At 61.3% G+C, this 16,089-nt stretch carries 15 protein-coding genes; 11 read left to right on the top strand and 4 right to left on the bottom strand.

Annotated elements, in window-relative coordinates; translation table 11 throughout:
* Positions 1–22: 22 nt before the first annotated feature.
* Positions 23–736 carry a tol-pal system protein YbgF gene (gene ybgF / locus F6V30_RS04325; protein ID WP_151155287.1) on the bottom strand — a complete coding sequence of 238 codons (714 nt, stop codon included), beginning with the start codon at positions 734–736 and terminating at the stop codon, positions 23–25.
* Between the two features lie 217 nt (positions 737–953).
* Here ybgF and F6V30_RS04320 point away from each other — a divergent pair, with 217 nt between their 5' ends.
* The 3 genes from F6V30_RS04320 to F6V30_RS04310 all read left to right on the top strand — a co-directional run bounded on the left by F6V30_RS04320 (position 954) and on the right by F6V30_RS04310 (position 5,155).
* Positions 954–2,189 (top strand): peptidase U32 family protein, encoded by a 1,236-nt coding sequence (locus F6V30_RS04320; protein ID WP_151155285.1) that lies wholly within the window; start codon positions 954–956, stop codon positions 2,187–2,189.
* Positions 2,186–3,913 carry a phospholipid carrier-dependent glycosyltransferase gene (locus tag F6V30_RS04315; RefSeq protein WP_246163203.1) on the top strand — a complete coding sequence of 576 codons (1,728 nt, stop codon included), beginning with the start codon at positions 2,186–2,188 and terminating at the stop codon, positions 3,911–3,913. Before F6V30_RS04320 ends, F6V30_RS04315 begins: the two co-directional genes overlap by 4 nt.
* 72 nt (positions 3,914–3,985) lie before the next feature.
* Positions 3,986–5,155: a DegT/DnrJ/EryC1/StrS family aminotransferase gene (locus F6V30_RS04310; RefSeq protein ID WP_151155283.1), complete on the top strand. Its 1,170-nt coding sequence runs from the start codon at positions 3,986–3,988 to the stop codon at positions 5,153–5,155.
* Positions 5,156–5,290: 135 nt separating this feature from the next.
* Here the strand turns inward: F6V30_RS04310 and F6V30_RS04305 are convergent, their stop codons facing one another.
* Positions 5,291–5,845: an Hsp20/alpha crystallin family protein gene (locus tag F6V30_RS04305; protein WP_191965575.1), complete on the bottom strand. Its 555-nt coding sequence runs from the start codon at positions 5,843–5,845 to the stop codon at positions 5,291–5,293.
* A 208-nt stretch (positions 5,846–6,053) separates the two neighbouring features.
* Between F6V30_RS04305 and F6V30_RS04300 the strand changes: the two genes are divergently transcribed.
* The 8 genes from F6V30_RS04300 to F6V30_RS04265 all read left to right on the top strand — a co-directional run bounded on the left by F6V30_RS04300 (position 6,054) and on the right by F6V30_RS04265 (position 15,125).
* Positions 6,054–7,310: a glutamate-5-semialdehyde dehydrogenase gene (locus F6V30_RS04300; protein WP_151155280.1), complete on the top strand. Its 1,257-nt coding sequence runs from the start codon at positions 6,054–6,056 to the stop codon at positions 7,308–7,310.
* Positions 7,311–7,329: 19 nt separating this feature from the next.
* Positions 7,330–7,734: a CoA-binding protein gene (locus tag F6V30_RS04295; protein ID WP_151155278.1), complete on the top strand. Its 405-nt coding sequence runs from the start codon at positions 7,330–7,332 to the stop codon at positions 7,732–7,734.
* A gap of 188 nt (positions 7,735–7,922) precedes the next feature.
* Entirely contained in the window at positions 7,923–9,728 is a 1,806-nt protein-coding gene (gene typA / locus F6V30_RS04290) for a translational GTPase TypA (RefSeq protein WP_151155276.1), read from the top strand.
* 497 nt (positions 9,729–10,225) lie between these two features.
* Positions 10,226–12,985 carry a bifunctional nitrogenase iron-molybdenum cofactor biosynthesis protein NifEN gene (locus F6V30_RS04285; RefSeq protein ID WP_151155274.1) on the top strand — a complete coding sequence of 920 codons (2,760 nt, stop codon included), beginning with the start codon at positions 10,226–10,228 and terminating at the stop codon, positions 12,983–12,985.
* A 209-nt stretch (positions 12,986–13,194) separates the two neighbouring features.
* Positions 13,195–13,581 (top strand): nitrogen fixation protein NifX, encoded by a 387-nt coding sequence (nifX, locus tag F6V30_RS04280; protein WP_151155272.1) that lies wholly within the window; start codon positions 13,195–13,197, stop codon positions 13,579–13,581.
* A gap of 52 nt (positions 13,582–13,633) precedes the next feature.
* Positions 13,634–13,897 (top strand): ferredoxin III, nif-specific, encoded by a 264-nt coding sequence (fdxB, locus tag F6V30_RS04275; RefSeq protein WP_151155270.1) that lies wholly within the window; start codon positions 13,634–13,636, stop codon positions 13,895–13,897.
* A 59-nt stretch (positions 13,898–13,956) separates the two neighbouring features.
* Entirely contained in the window at positions 13,957–14,286 is a 330-nt protein-coding gene (locus F6V30_RS04270; protein WP_151155268.1) for a NifB/NifX family molybdenum-iron cluster-binding protein, read from the top strand.
* Between the two features lie 41 nt (positions 14,287–14,327).
* Positions 14,328–15,125 (top strand): NAD(+)--dinitrogen-reductase ADP-D-ribosyltransferase, encoded by a 798-nt coding sequence (locus tag F6V30_RS04265; RefSeq protein WP_151155266.1) that lies wholly within the window; start codon positions 14,328–14,330, stop codon positions 15,123–15,125.
* A gap of 220 nt (positions 15,126–15,345) precedes the next feature.
* Here F6V30_RS04265 and F6V30_RS04260 read toward each other — a convergent pair whose 3' ends face one another.
* Entirely contained in the window at positions 15,346–15,576 is a 231-nt protein-coding gene (locus tag F6V30_RS04260; RefSeq protein WP_151126422.1) for a YgaP family membrane protein, read from the bottom strand.
* 76 nt (positions 15,577–15,652) lie between these two features.
* The gene (locus F6V30_RS04255; protein ID WP_151155263.1) at positions 15,653–16,084 is read right to left on the bottom strand and encodes a C-GCAxxG-C-C family protein; all 432 of its coding nucleotides are present in this window, start codon (positions 16,082–16,084) and stop codon (positions 15,653–15,655) included.
* Positions 16,085–16,089 lie beyond the last annotated feature (5 nt).

Here is a 16,089-nt window from a genome sequence, read left to right as displayed (position 1 = left end):
CAGCGGGAAACGCTACAAGCTCTTAATTGGCGGTCAGTCGCTCCCGCGCCCTGGCCGCGACCGGGCTGCCGGGATAGGCCTTGATCAGGCGCTCATAGGCGGCCGTAGCCTTATCCTTTTCCCCCATGGCCGCCAGCGTATACCCCAGCTTCAGAAGCGCATCCGGCGCCTTGGCGCTTTTGGGGTAATCGTCCACAACCTTCTTGAAGGCGTCGCGCGCCTTGGGAAGCACGGACAGGCTATAGTGGCACTCGCCGATCCAATAGACGGCGTTGGCGGCATAGCTGCTTTTGGGGTCGTTTTTGAGAAATGCTGCAAACGCCTCGATAGCGGCCGGAAAGCTGTTGGCGCTATAGAGGCCGAACGCCTTGACATAGTCGGCAGGAGGCCCATAATCCTTGCCCTTGGAGGCGGCCTCCTGATTGATGACCTCGATCTTGGGCGCCGCCTGCAGCGTGATGCGCGCCTTGAGTTCATCCTGGGCGGTCCGCAATTCCCTGATGGTGTCCTGAAGCTGCTTGAGTTGGGCGCTAACGGCCTTGGCCTGATCTTCCTGGGACTGGACCTGGCCGGACAACTCATTCATACGCTGTTCGGCCCGCTTGTCGGACTGGATGAGATGTTCGACCTTCGCCTCGGTCTCGGTCTGGCGTTTGACCATGAGGTCGTTCGCCGCACAACCGGCCAGCGCGAGAGAAGCGGCAACACATACGGCCCACCGGATGCCGGATGGCATAATTCCTCCAAATGTCAGGATTTTTTCATAAATTAAAGCCATAAACTTTCGTTTGTCAAGCGAAAGCTGGCTTTTCGACCGAAGGGACGGCGGCAGGGGCCGCCAAGCAAAAGCGTGAACTGCGGCCGACTGTTTTTCTTGGTTTAATTAACGGGCAGAATATGTTAGCATTTTCTTTCCACGCATCCAGCCACCAACATCACGACGGGAACCATCCGTGAATACCCCCGAACTTCTGGCTCCGGCCGGCAACATGGAAAAGCTCAAGATCGCCGTCCATTACGGCGCCGATGCCGTCTATTTGGGCGGGCGCTCCTTCGGGCTGCGCAACCTGTCGGACAACTTCGACATCGAGGAGATGCCGGCAGCCCTGGACTATTGCCACAGCCACGGGGTGAAGGCATACCTGACGGTCAACAGCTATCCCCACAACGATGCGCTGCTCCGGCTCGAGGAATTTCTCCGCCAAGCGGCGCCGTTTCCCTTCGATGCCTACATCGTGGCCGACCCGGGCGTCATGGCCATGGTGCGCCAGGTCTCCCCCCAACGCGAACTGCATCTTTCCACCCAGGCCAACACCACCAACTGGCAGAGCGCCAGGTTCTGGGCCAGCCAGGGGGTCAGGCGGATCAACCTGGCGCGGGAGATGAGCCTGGAGGCTATCCGCGAGACCGTGGCCCATGCCCCGGAGGTGGAATTCGAAGCCTTTGTCCACGGCGCCCTGTGCATCTCCTATTCGGGCCGCTGCCTGATCTCCAGCGCCATGGCGGGCCGCGACGCCAATCAGGGGGAATGCGCCCACCCCTGCCGCTGGAGCTATCATCTGGTGGAGGAAACCCGCCCCGGCGAATACTTCCCGGTGGTGGAGGACGAAAACGGCACCTTCATCTTCAATTCCCGGGACCTCTGTCTGCTGGAGCATCTGCCGGCACTGGTGCAGAGCGGGGTTGCCGCACTCAAGATCGAGGGGCGCATGAAGGGGATCAATTATGTGGCCTCGGTGCTGCGGGTCTACCGCCAAGCGCTGGACGAGTACCGCGCAAACCCGTCCGACTGGCACTGCCGGCCCGAATGGCTGGAGGAGTTGGCCAAACTGAGCCACCGGGGGTATACCACCGGCTTTCTCTTCGGCGCTCCCCGCAACGTGGGGCAGGAATATCACTCGGCCTACATCCGCAGCCACGAGTTCGTCGGCCTGGTGGAAACGGCACGTACCGGCGGCGAGGTTGTGGTCGGGGTGCGCAACCGCATCCGTTCGGGTGACGAGCTGGAGTTCATCGGTCCGGGCATGCGGGCGGAGCGGCTGACGATACGGGATATGCAAATCCTGACGCCGGAGGGAGATTCCATCGAGGCGGATGCCGCCAACCCCAACCAGCGCATTCTCCTTACCCCCCCCTTCGCGGCCGAGCCCTTTGACCTCGTGCGCCGGGCAAAGGGGGAAACGCCGTGAGGGATCTGAAAGGGTACGTCCACGACGGGGGGAGCGGTTGGCTGCGGGACATGGTGATTCTGGCCTTTGTCCTGGGCCTCCCCTTTTTCCAGTTTCTGGGCGGACTGCCGCTGATCGATCCCGATGAAGGGCGCTACGCCGAGATCCCCCGGGAGATGGTGGAGCAGGGGGATTTCGTCACCCCGACCCTCAATTACGTCAAATATTTCGAGAAGCCGCCGCTGTTGTACTGGCTGAACGCCGCTTCCCTCAAGCTCTCCGGCCTCACCGAGCAGGCCGCCCGCTTCCCGTCGGCACTGTGCGGCCTTTTGACCCTGCTGGCGACCTATATCATCGCCCGACGCCTTTACGGCCGGCGCACGGCCCTGATTGCGGCGGCGATCCTGGGGACGGCGGCCGGTTTCGTGCTCCAGTCGCGCATCATCCTGACCGATATGCTGCTGACCTTCTGCCTCACGGCAGCGCTGGGGGCCTTTATCATAGCCAGCCAGCGCGAGGGGCGACGCAGCACTGGGGGGCCCTGGTACGCCTTCTATCTGTTCTGCGCCCTTGCGGTGCTGGCCAAGGGGTTGATCGGCATCGTCTTCCCGGCCGGCATCATCTTCTTGTACCTTTTGTTGAGCGGACGCTGGAACCTGCTCGGAGAGATGCGCATCCCCACCGGCCTGACGCTGTTCCTGGCTCTGGCCGCTCCCTGGTTCGTGGTGGTTTCCCTGCGGAATCCCGAATTCGCCCGCTTCTTTTTCATCCATGAGCACTTTGAACGCTTCACCAGCACCGTGCATGGCCGCTATCAGCCGTTCTGGTTTTTTCTACCGGTCCTGGCGGCAACCTTGCTCCCTTGGTCGTTCTTCATCCCCGGAGCCCTGAAACGGGCTTGGCGCGACCGCCATCACGACGACAGCCAGGCCGGGCTCTACCTCCTGATCTGGACGGTTCTGATCTTCCTGTTCTTCTCCAAGTCCAACTCCAAGCTGGTCCCCTACATCCTGCCGATCTTTCCGCCCTTGGCCATCCTGATCGCCAACCGCATCGACCGGGTGCTGGACGGCCAGGGACGAGAGCTCAAGCTGGCCTCCATTCTGTTGGGCATGACCCTGACCATTCTGGGCGTCGCGGCCCTGGCCTATGCCCGCCTTCCCGGGCTGGCCGACCTGCTTGCCGGGGTTCTGCCGAGGCTGAGCGACCCGCTGCACCAGTTCATCAACAACGCCCCGCCGGTGACCGCAGCGGGGGGCACGTTCATCGCAGCACTGTTTTTGATACAGGGGATAGCCGCCATGGTCTTTGCGGGCAGTAACCCGCTCCGCATGGTGGTTACGCTCTGCCTCTGCTCCTTTCTGCTTGTAATTTTCATCCCGCGATTGATAATGGTGCCCATCGCCCAGGCCGAATCCTCCCGCCCCCTGGCGCTGCAAGCCCGTTCCCTGGCCGGACCGCACACACGCATCGTGACCTTCGGCCCCCAGCAGGGGGTCTCCTGGTACACCCAGCGTCGGATCATGGTCACCGATAAGCTGGACGAACTGGAGTTCGGCAGCAAACAGGGGGATCAATCCGCCTGGTTTCCCGACCAGCAGGCGCTGCTGCGGATGTGGGAGAGCGATACCCCGGTGCTGATCATCCTCAAAAAGGGCGAACTGGACCGCCTGCTTCCGCTGCTCCACCCCGCCCCGCGAATTGCGGGAGAAGCGGGCCGGCGGCGGCTGATATCGAACCGGTAGTCTTTTATCCATTCAATACACCGGGCGGCCTTGCCGGGCTGCCCTCCAAAAACATCAAGGAGCAGTTCTTCCATGCGCGAAACCTTTCTCCCCTTCTCCACCCCCACCATCGAAGACGCCGAGATCAATGAGGTCGTCGACTCCCTCAAATCCGGCTGGATCACCACCGGCCCCAAGGTCAAGCGTTTCGAGGATGCTTTCAAGGCCTATGTGGGGGCTCCCTACGCCATCCCCCTGAGCTCGGCCACCGCCGGCCTGCACGTGACCCTGCTGGCCCTCGGCATCAAGGAGGGGGACGAGATCATCACCACCCCCATGACCTTCGCCTCCACGGTCAGCATGATCATCCTCTGCGGCGCCACACCGGTGTTGGCGGACATCGAACCCGGCACCCTCAATATCGATCCGGCCAGGATCAGGGAAAAGATCACCCCCCGCACCCGGGCCGTCATCCCGGTGCACTTTGCCGGCCAGTCCTGCGACATGGACCCGATCTTCGCCCTGGCCCGGGAACACAACCTCACCGTCATCGAGGACGCGGCCCACGCCGCGGGCACCGAATACAAAGGGCGGCGCATCGGCTCCCTGGACTCCATCTCCATCTTTTCCTTCCACCCCAACAAAAACATCACCACCGGCGAGGGGGGCATGGTCTGCACGGCCGACGAGGCGCTGGCCGAGGAGATCTCCCTGCTCAAATTCCACGGCATGAGCCGCGAGGCCTGGAAGCGCTTTGCCGCCAGCGGCACCCCCAACTACGACATCCTCCTGCCCGGCTTCAAATACAACATGATGGATATCCAGGCCGCCATCGGCATCCACCAACTCCCCAAACTGGACAGTTTCATCCAGAAGCGGACCGAGATCGCGACCTATTACAACCGGGAGTTCGCCGACGTCGCCGAGTTGGCGCTGCCCGCCTATGCCCCCTATGACCAGCGTCACGCCTGGCACCTGTACACGCCGCTGGTCAGGATCGAAAAACTGGACATCGACCGCGACCAGTTCATGGCGGAGTTGAAGAAGCACAACATCGGCAGCGGGCTGCACTACAAGGCCATCCACCACCATCCCTACTATCGCGACCACCTGGGCATAGCCGACAGCGACCTGCCGGTGGCCACCTATGCCTCGGAGCGGATACTCTCCCTGCCGCTCTTCCCCAAGATGACGAAAGAGGATGCCGCCGACGTCGTGACGGCGGTCAAAGCGGTGATTGCGGCCCACCGCTGCACCCGGTAAGCCGGAGGGCGCCCTGAAGGCTGAGGCCTTCCAGACAAACACGGCATGGAGGCGTCACGGATTCAGGGGTGTAAAAAACGGGGCGGCATTTTTCTGCCGCCCCGCGTCTGTTGCACCTTCTCATGGCTGGTATCGTCATTTAATGGCGATATTCTTCACCACCCGCTTGTCCTCCACCTTCGGGACCCTGATTTCCAGAACCCCCTCGGTGAACCTGGCGGTCACCTTGTCGGCGTCCAGCCCTTCCGGCAACCGCAGGGTCCTGCTGAATTTGCCGTAGCCACGCTCAAGCCTCAGGTAATCGCGGGTGTCGACCTTTTCCTCGCTCTTCTTCTCGCCGCTGATCTCAAGGGTGTTGTCGATCAGCTTCACGGTGATGTCGTTCTTTGTCAGGCCGGGCAAATCGGCCTTGACGACGATATGGCCCGCGTCCTCGAAGACATCCACCGATGGCGCCATCCCGCCGCGCCCCATGTCGTGCAGGAAGCCCCTGAACGGTGCCATGCCCGTTTCAAAGAACGGGCGCCGGAACATCTCATTCATCATCCGTTCCATGTCGTCGATCAGGCTGGGGAGCCGTGTGGTTTCGAGCCAACTCCCCCGGGTTTCGGGCACATGCTCCGCCGTTACCGGCACCGTTGCGGTTTCACCGGTGTCCCGTACAGATCTGAGATGTGTCGTGCCTCTCATGACCATGCACCTCCTTTGTGCACCATAGTCACCTACGACATTATTATACTCCTTTGAAAATGCAGGTCAATATCATTACAACCGTTCCAGACACCCGGCAGTGACGGACGAACACCGTAATTATCTTGAAGGATGGGGACTTTTTGCGTAAACTGATGTCATGCTGATACCACCGGGCCCGGGACCGTGGCCGCAGGAGAAACCGATTATGAGTATTGCCGAACAGATCAGACAAATCGCCGTGGAGGCCCGTCAGGCCTCGCTGGTTATGGCGCGTCTGTCCACCGCCGCCAAAAACGACATGCTGGTACGGATGGCCGATGCCCTGGCAGGGGACGCGGCCCGGGTCATCGCCGAAAACGGCAAGGATCTGGAGTCGGGGCGCCGGAAAGGGCTCTCCGCCGCCATGCTCGACCGCCTGATGCTGGATGACAAACGGATTGCCGCCATTGCCGCCGCCCTGCGCGAGGTGGCCGCCCTGCCCGACCCGGTGGGAGAGATCACCGGGATGCGGAAGCGCCCCAACGACCTGATGGTGGGCAAGATGCGCATCCCGCTGGGGGTGATCGGCATCATCTACGAGGCCCGCCCCAACGTGACCGCCGATGCGGCCGCCTTGTGCCTCAAGGCGGGAAACGCCGTGATCCTCAGGGGCGGATCGGAGGCGATCCACTCCAACCTGGCCATCGCCGCAATCCTGACCCGGGTCATGGCCGACCTGAACATCCCGCCGGCGGCCCTGGCGGTGCTCCCCTTTACCGAGCGGGAAGGGGTGCTGGAGATGCTCAAACAGGAAGAGTCCATCGACCTGATCATCCCCCGGGGGGGCGAGAGCCTGATCCGCTTTGTCTCGGAAAACTCGCGCATCCCGGTCATCAAGCACTACAAGGGGGTCTGCCACGTCTTTGTGGATGCCACGGCCGATTTCGACAAGGCCGAAAAGATCGTCGTCAATGCCAAGGTGCAGCGCCCGGGCGTCTGCAATGCCCTGGAAACCCTCCTGATCCACAAGGATGTGGCGGCCGCCTTCATCCCCCGCATCGCCGCCACCCTGGAAGGGCTCCAGGTGGAACTGCGCGGCGACGAAGCCTTCCGGCGCTATGCCCCCTCGGCCACGCCCGCCACCGAGGAGGATTGGCATGCGGAATACCTGGAACTGATCCTCGCCTGCCGGGTGGTGGACGACATGGATGCGGCCATCGACCACATCAACCGTTACGGCTCCCTGCATACCGAGGCCATCGTCACCAGCGACTACGGCCGGGCCCAGCGATTCATCCGCGAGGTCAACTCGTCCTGCGTGCTGGTGAACGCCTCGACCCGCTTCGCCGACGGCGGCCAGCTCGGCCTGGGGGCCGAGATCGGCATCTCCACCACCAAGCTGCACTCCTTCGGCCCCATGGGGTTGGAGGATCTGACCACCACCAAGTTCATCGTCTACGGCGACGGACAGGTCCGGGTCTGACCGGAGAAATGAGCCGCACATGACCACGCAGCAACAAATCGACACGTTCCTCGCCTCCCCGGCCTTCGGGGTCGTGGGGGCATCGAAGAATCGCTCCAAGTACGGCAACAAGGTGCTGCGCTGCTACCTGCAGCACGGCTACGAGACCATACCGGTCAACCCCAATGAACAGGAGATCGAAGGGGTTGCCTGCGTTGCCGCCATCAACGATCTTCCCCCCCAGGTCAAGAGCATCTCCATGATCACCCCGCCCGAGGTAACTGCCCGGCTGGTGCCCCTGGCCCTGGAAAGAGGGATCGAGAACATCTGGATGCAGCCGGGGGCGGAACACCCCGAGGCGGTGGCCCTCTGCCGGCAGCGGCACGTCAATGTCATTGCCGACGGGAGTTGCCTGCTGGTGGTGCTGGGGTACCATGACCACTAACACGGAATGCGGGCGTTTAAAACCGGCCTGAGCCTGTTTCCAACGAAACAGAGCCGCAAAATATCCGGCATTATGAATTGTTACACGATATTTGCTTGCCAGCGGCCAGAAAAACTGACATAGTAACAGGAGTTAATCTGGACGGGCGTATGCCCGTCCTTTTATTTTGAATGATTAGGAGTTTTACCATGCAGGAACGTATCAGAAATATCGCCATCATCGCACACGTCGACCATGGCAAAACCACATTGGTCGACGCCATGCTGCGCCATTCCGGCGTCTATCGGGAAAACGAGGCCATCACCGAACGCGTCATGGATTCCAACGACCTGGAGAAGGAGCGCGGCATCACCATTCTGGCCAAAAACCTCTCCATCCACCATGGCCGCTACAAGATCAATATCGTGGATACCCCGGGTCACGCCGACTTCGGCGGCGAGGTGGAACGCGTCCTGAAGATGGTCGATTCGGTACTCCTGCTGGTCGACGCCCTGGACGGCCCCATGCCCCAGACCCGCTTCGTCCTCAAGAAGTCCCTTGACTTGGGACTGAAGCCGATCGTGGTCATCAACAAGATCGACCGTCCCGGCAGCCGGCCGGACGAGGTGCTGAACATGGTCTTCGACCTGTTCTGCGAATTGAACGCCAGCGACGAACAACTGGAGTTCCCGGTGGTCTACACCAGCGCCAAGATGGGCTACGCCAAGTTGGACGTCAGTGCCGATTCCAGCAGCATGGAACCGCTCTTCGCCGTGATCGAGAGCAATGTCCGCCCCCCCCAGGGAGATGCCAAGGCCCCCTTCCAGATGCTGGTGGCCAACATCGACTACAACGACTACATCGGCCGCATGGCCACCGGCCGCATCTTCAACGGCGGCGTCGCCTCCGGCGAGACCGTCGCCATGATCAAACAGGACGGCACGATCCAGCGGGGGCGCATCACCAAACTGCTGGGGTACGAAGGGCTGAAACAGGTGGAAATCAGCGTGGCGGAAACCGGCGATATCGTTACCGTGGCCGGTTTCGACGAGATCAGCATCGGCGAGACCCTGGCCTCGGCGGAGAACCCCATCGCCGTCCCCTATGTCTCCATCGACGAACCGACCCTGGCCATGAACTTCATGGTCAACGCTTCCCCCTTTGCCGGCCGGGAAGGGAAATGGGTCACCTCACGCAACATCCGGGAGCGCCTGACCAAGGAGTTGCGCACCAACGTATCGCTCAGGGTGGAAGATACCGACTCCCCGGACACCCTGAAGGTTTCGGGCCGTGGCGAGTTGCACCTGTCGATCCTGATCGAGAATATGCGTCGCGAAGGCTTCGAGCTGGCCGTGTCCAAACCGGAGGTCATCATCCGCGAACGGGATGGGCAGAAGATGGAGCCGATGGAATACCTGGTGGTGGACGTGGCCTCCGAGTTCCAGGGTGTCATCATCGAGAAGATGGGACCGCGCAAGGGTGAAATGGCAGCCATGAGTCCCATGGGCGACATGGTGCGCCTGGAGTTCGTCATCCCGGCCCGCGGCCTGATCGGCCTGCGGGGCGAAGTGCTGACCGATACCCGCGGCACGGCGGTCATGACCCACACCTTCCACGACTACGCCCCCTACAAGGGTGATATCCCGGGCCGCAAGAACGGCGTGCTCATCGCCATGGAGCACGGCGAGACCACGGCCTACTCCCTGGACGCCCTCCAGCCCCGCGGCACCCTCTTCATCGGGGCCGGGGTGGAAGTCTACGGCGGCATGATCATCGGCCAGCACGCCAAGGACAACGACCTGGACGTCAACCCCTGCAAAGGGAAAAAGCTGACCAACGTGCGCGCCTCCGGCACGGACGACGCCATCAAACTGACGCCGCCGCGCGTCCTGACCCTGGAGCAGGCCCTGGAATTCATCGACGACGATGAGTTGGTGGAGGTGACCCCGCTCTCGATCCGCATGCGCAAGAAGGAACTGGACCCGACCAAACGGAAACGGGCCTCAAAGGGCTAACTGCCCGGCATCTCGAAAATATCGGCGGGATGGAATCGACAGATTCCGTCCCGTTTTTTTGTATCTGCGGCCGGGCGAGGCCGCCGTCTGCCGGCAAACATCCTGCGTCGTCGGCCACCGTCCCAGGTCGCGGTTGTGGCACCGGCGCACCGGGAGCAGCCCCTCTCCCGCTGGAGTTGCGAACGCAAATGCCCACATCTTAGTCATCACCGACACCTTCCCCTGCTCTCCCACGGCGCTTTAGTGCACAAAAAAACGGCAGTAGCATCCCGCATAGCCCTCTCTTTGCCCCATCCCCAAACCTAACAATTCGATATTGCTACAACAATTAGTTTGGCATACCACATGCAGAGTGCCAGCATACCAGAACGACAGACATGCATAACCGAAACAGGGGAAGATATTTGGCAAAGGCGCCAACCATTTACCGAAAATGGCGCGCCTTTTTTATTGGGGAGCCGGCAGGTTTTCCCGGAGAGAGGTAAGGGACAGACATCATGGCAAAGCCCGACTGGTACGACACAACCGACTGCGAAACCCACGACAAGGGCGCGCCGAAGTTCTGCAAAAAATCCGAACCCGGCGAAGGCACCGAACGTTCCTGCGCCTACGACGGCGCCCGTGTCGTATTGATGCCGATTACCGACGTGATCCATCTGGTGCACGGCCCCATCGCCTGCGCCGGCAACTCCTGGGATAACCGCGGCGCCCGCTCTTCGGGATCACAGCTCTTCCGCCGGGGCTTCACGACCGAGATGCTGGAAAACGACGTCATCTTCGGCGGCGAGAAGAAGCTTTACAAGGCCATTCTGGACCTGGCTGAGCGTTACAAGGGACAGGCCAACGCCATGTTCGTCTACGCCACCTGCGTGACCGCCATGACCGGCGACGACGTGGAGGCGGTGTGCAAGGCCGCAGCGGAGAAGACCCCCATCCCGATCATCCCGGTCAATACCCCCGGCTTTATCGGCGACAAAAACATCGGCAACCGGCTGGCCGGCGAGATCCTGTTCAAATATGTCGTCGGCACGGCCGAGCCACCGGTGCTGGGCGACTATCCCATCAATCTGATCGGCGAGTACAACATCGCCGGCGACCTGTGGGGCATGATGCCGCTCTTCAACCGCCTGGGCATCCAGATCCTCTCCTGTATCAGCGGGGACGCCAAATTCGAGGAGTTGCGCTACGCCCACCGGGCGAAGCTCAATATCATTATCTGTTCCAAGTCCCTGACCAACCTGGCCAAGAAGATGCAGAAAACCTACGGCATGCCCTACCTGGAAGAGTCTTTTTACGGCATGACCGACACGGCCAAGGCGCTCAGGGACATCGCCCGCGAACTGGACAACACGGTGAACGGCCTGGAGAAACGGACCATGCAGGACCGGGTGGAATTGCTCCTGGCCGAGGAAGAGGAGTTGTGCCGCCGGCGCATCGCCCCCTATCGCGAGCGGCTGGAGGGGAAGCGGGCCGTGCTGTTCACCGGCGGCGTCAAGACCTGGTCCATGGTCAACTCCCTGCGGGAACTGGGCGTCGAGATCCTGGCGGCCGGCACCCAGAACTCGACCCTGGAAGATTTCTACCGCATGAAAAGCCTGATGCACAAGGACGCCAAGATTATCGAGGACACCTCCACCGCGGGGCTCCTGGGGGTCATGGCCGAGAAGATGCCGGACCTGATCGTGGCCGGCGGTAAAACAAAGTATCTGGCGCTCAAAACCAAGACCCCGTTTCTGGACATCAACCATGGACGCTCCCACCCCTACGCCGGTTACGAGGGCATGGTGACCTTTGCCCGCCAGCTCGACCTGACGGTCAACAATCCGATCTGGCCGGTGGTGAACGCCCCGGCGCCGTGGGAAAAAAGCGATGACGACCTCGCCGCCGATGTTGCCGCGGCTGCGGGTCACGCCGCCACGTTCCTGGCCGAGGACCTCTCGGCCTCCCGGGTCAAGGTTTCTACAAAATGCGCCACGGTCAACCCGCAGAAGAATTCCCCGGCCCTGGGTGCCACCATGGCCTACCTGGGGATCGACAACATGCTGGGGCTGCTGCACGGCGCCCAGGGGTGTTCCACGTTCATACGCCTGCAACTGGCGCGGCACTACAAGGAGTCCATCGCCCTCAATTCCACCACCATGAGCGAGGAAACGGCGATCTTCGGCGGCTGGGAGAACCTCAAGAAGGGCATCAAGCGGGTGATCGAGAAATTCAAGCCCGAGGTGGTGGGCATCATGACCTCCGGCCTGACCGAAACCATGGGTGACGACGTGCAGAGCGCCATCGTCCACTTCCGCCAGGAAAACCCCGATTGCGCCGATGTGCCTATTGTATGGGCATCCACCCCCGACTACTGCGGCTCCCTCCAGGAAGGGTACGCCGCCACCGTGGAAGCCATCCTCGCGACCCTGCCGGAAGGGGGCCCGGCCATCGAGCGGCAGGTCAACCTGCTGCCGGGCGCGCACCTCACGCCCGCCGATGTGGAAGAGGTCAAGGAGTTGGTCGAGTCCTTCGGCCTGACGGTGCTGACCATCCCGGACATCGCCAATGCCATGGACGGACACGTTGACGATGTGGTTTCCCCCCTCTCCACCGGCGGCATTACGGTGGATGCGATCCGCACGGCGGGCCGCAGCGTCGCGACCCTGTATATCGGCGACTCCCTGGCCAAGGCCGGCCTGAAACTCAAGGAACGATTCGGTATCCCGGCCTATGGGTTCAACTCCCTGACCGGACTGGCCGAAACCGACCGCTTCATGGAGACGCTCAGCGCCATCGCCGGGCTCCCCGTACCGGAAAAGCAGCGCCGCTGGCGGAGCCGCCTCATGGACGCCATGCTCGACAGCCACTACCAGTTCGGCACCAAGAAGGTGGCCCTTGCCCTGGAGTCGGACAACCTCAAGGCGCTGACCACCTTCCTGAGCGGCATGGGATGCGAAATCCAGGCGGCCCTCAGCGCTACCCGCACCAGGGGGCTGGACGGACTGCCGAGCGCCAATGTCGCCGTGGGCGATCTGGAGGACCTGGAAGAGGCGGCCCAGGGGGTCGATCTGCTGGTGGCCAACTCCAACGGCCGCCAGGCGGCCGGCAAGCTCAAGATCGGAGCGCACCTGCGGACGGGAGTGCCGGTCTTCGACCGCCTGGGCGCCCACCAGAAGGTCTGGGTCGGCTACCGGGGGACCATGAATCTGGTCTTCGAGGTCGCCACCCTGTTCCAGGCCAATGCCAAGGAAGCGCTGCGGGTGGCGCATAATTAGATCTGAGGACGACAGTTATTCACCACAAAGAGCACAAAGGATTCACAGAGTTACCGATGAAAGGGCATTCTCTCGAAGTTGAGTCCCCCCAGTTGTGAAATTGCCATACAACTAACTGAAATCATTATTTGTGTAGCTTTGTGTCCTTTGTGTCTTTGTGGTGAACTGCATTTCCCCTGTTGGAAAGTTTTTCAGCAAAGGAGTCAACCATGAAAATAGCATTCACCACTTCAACCGGCGAGATGATCGATCAGCACTTCGGCCAGTGCCAGAGCTTCCACATCTGGGAGGTCGGCCCGGACGAGGCGGGGTTTCTCACGACCGTCAGCGCCATCACCACGGCCGAGGACGAGGAGGATCGCATCATGGCCCGGGCCAGCGCCATCGCCGACTGCGCCATCGTTTATACCATGCAGATCGGCGGCCCGGCGGCGGCCAAACTGGTCGCCAAGAAGATCCACCCCATGAAAACCGGCTCGGAGGTAAACCTGAAGGAGACCGTCGAACGGCTTCAGGAGGTCCTGCGCGGCAACGCGCCGCCATGGCTCAGAAAGGCAATGAACAAGGAACAGGCCACCTCGTTTTTAGAGGATTGATGTACCCGCAGGACACGCGCCACACCACACAATCATAACGGAGGAAAGAACCATGTCTTACATCACCGCCCTGACCAAGAACAAACAGGAATGGACCCCCCAATTCATCAAGTCCATCGACGAAGAGCTCTGTATCGGCTGTGGCCGCTGTTTCAAGGTCTGCGCCCACGACGTCCTGGCCTTCGAGGAACTGGACGAGGACGACTCGGCCAAGATGTTCATGAAGATCGAGAACGACGGCAACTGCATCGGTTGCCAAGCGTGCGGCCGCACCTGTTCCAAGAAGTGCTTTACCTTTGAGCCGGTCGCACTGTAGAAGGCCGGTCGGAATCCGGCAGGTTTGAAAAATCTGCCGGATTGCGGCAAGGAGGTGGTATGCTCATCGCAGTCGCATCCAAGGACGGCAAGGAAATCAACCAGCACTTCGGCCATGCCGAGCGTTTTTTGATCTATGACGTGGAGCAGAACGAAGCCAAACTGGTGGACGAGAAGAGGGTGGAACGCTACTGCAGCTTCGACCCGGAGAACCCGCTGCGCGGCCACGCCCTGCGAGGGATTGCCGAGGCGCTTACGGGATGCCGGGCGGTGGTGACGGCCCAGATGGGCGAGCACCCCCAGAGTGAACTGGAAAAACTGGGGATTAGCGCTTTCGCGGTGTCCGGCCCCATTAAGGCCACGCTGGTGGAACTGGCAAAGATTCTGTAGCCTGTTCGAGAGAGTAATCTTTCACAATGAGGTGATAACCTGTGGAAAACGGTTCCTTTAACTACTGCAACCTGCCGCCGTGGGTTATCGCCTCGCGCCACTTCAACGACAATCCTCAACCGCTGGAGATTCAGGGCGTCAAGGAGGGCAACCGCTTCCTGTTCGAAAAGCTGGCCGCCATCGCCTCCCAGGAGGAGCGCGCCCTGATCTTCAACGATTTCATGTCGGTCAAGTTTCAGCTCCACAACTGGCAGGACCAGGCCACCGACACCGCCCGCAAAAGCATCAAGAACAGCTACCTGCGTTTCCTGCGCGGCTGGATGATGGATTCCAACTCCATCGAGGGCGCGGTGCTCAAACGCTGGGTCGAGAGCCGCATGGGCATCACCCCCACCTTCCACCGCGCCAGGATTTCCGACATCCACAGCGAGGCCTATTTCGATTTTTCGGTGGATGTCATGAAGGGGAGCGCCCGCACCAACGCCATCCAGTCCCAACTCGACCTGCTCTACGAATACTGCCAGTATGAGTTGGTCCGCAAGTACCCCGCAACAAAAAACATCCCCCTCTACCGGGGCACCTACGATGCCAATGAGCACAGCGTGCTGGAGCAGATCGGCAAACGGGAGCAGATCGTCCGCCTGAACAACCTGGTCTCGTTCACCTCGGACGAAGAGCGGGCCTGGGAGTTCGGCTCCACGGTGTGGCGGGTCGAGGTGCCGCTCAGCAAGATCTTCTTTTACAACGACCTGCTACCCGGCAGCATCATGAAGGGCGAGGGGGAGTACCTGATCATCGGCGGCGAATATCGGGTCCGCCAGGTGATGTGCACGCTGTAGCAGGTTGTTGAAAAACAGCCATCTCGCCGCCGTCCTCGAAAGCCACCTTGTGCGGCGTAGCGCCCCTCATCCTATCCTTCTCCCCAGGGGAGAAGGGATACCGTTACCCTCTCCCTCCGGGAGAGGGTGGCCAAAGGCCGGGTGAGGGCCTCCTCAGGGCTTGTCTAGCGGATGCGGCGATCTGACTATTTTTGAACAACCTGAGTTTTTCAACAGCCTGCTAGTCCCGCGGCGGGCAGGCCCCCTTGGGAAACCGCGGCACCCCCATCTTCCCCAGGATCGTGAACAGGGGGCAGAACTGGGTAAAGCCGGACTGGAACAGGTTGAGGCCGACAAAGCCGGTGAACCAGAGCCAGTAGGGCGAATGGAAATGGGCCAGCAGCAACGAGACGATGATGAATGACCCGGCGATGATGCGGACCACCCGTTCGACGTAATATTCTTCCTTCATGTGTATTTCTCCTCTGTTTCTCTGCGGCGGAACACCCACAGGCATTCCATCCTCCAGAAGCGCAAATTGCCCGCTTCTATCTTTTTGCCAACATCTCCGCTATCTTCCCCGCCACCTCCCCCGTCAATACCGGGCAGATGCCCTTGTCGTTGGTGGCGCGGATGGTCTTGCAGCAGGTTACGCCATACTTTCCCTTGAACCAGGTATGCAGTTCACGGGTAAGATGGCTGATCAGCTTCTTGTCTTCCTTTAACACCAGCCCCAGTCCCACGGTGGCGCCGGAGACGGCGCCACACATACAGCCGGAGCCGGAGCCGCCGCCGAAACCGCTGGCCATCTGCACCACCTCCTCGGGCAGGTCGGGGCGGAAATGGTTCCTGACCACCGCCAGCACCGCCTCGGCGCAATGATATTTCCCCGAGCGGTACAGCGCCTCGGCCTCGCTCCGGCACTGCTCGGCCAGTTCCGCCGCTTCCGGCGCCGTTTGTTTGTTTTTCGACCAGAACATGAATC

This window comes from Oryzomonas sagensis, assembly GCF_008802355.1.
GTDB lineage: Bacteria > Desulfobacterota > Desulfuromonadia > Geobacterales > Pseudopelobacteraceae > Oryzomonas > Oryzomonas sagensis.
This window is presented reverse-complemented; position numbering and strand designations above follow the sequence as displayed.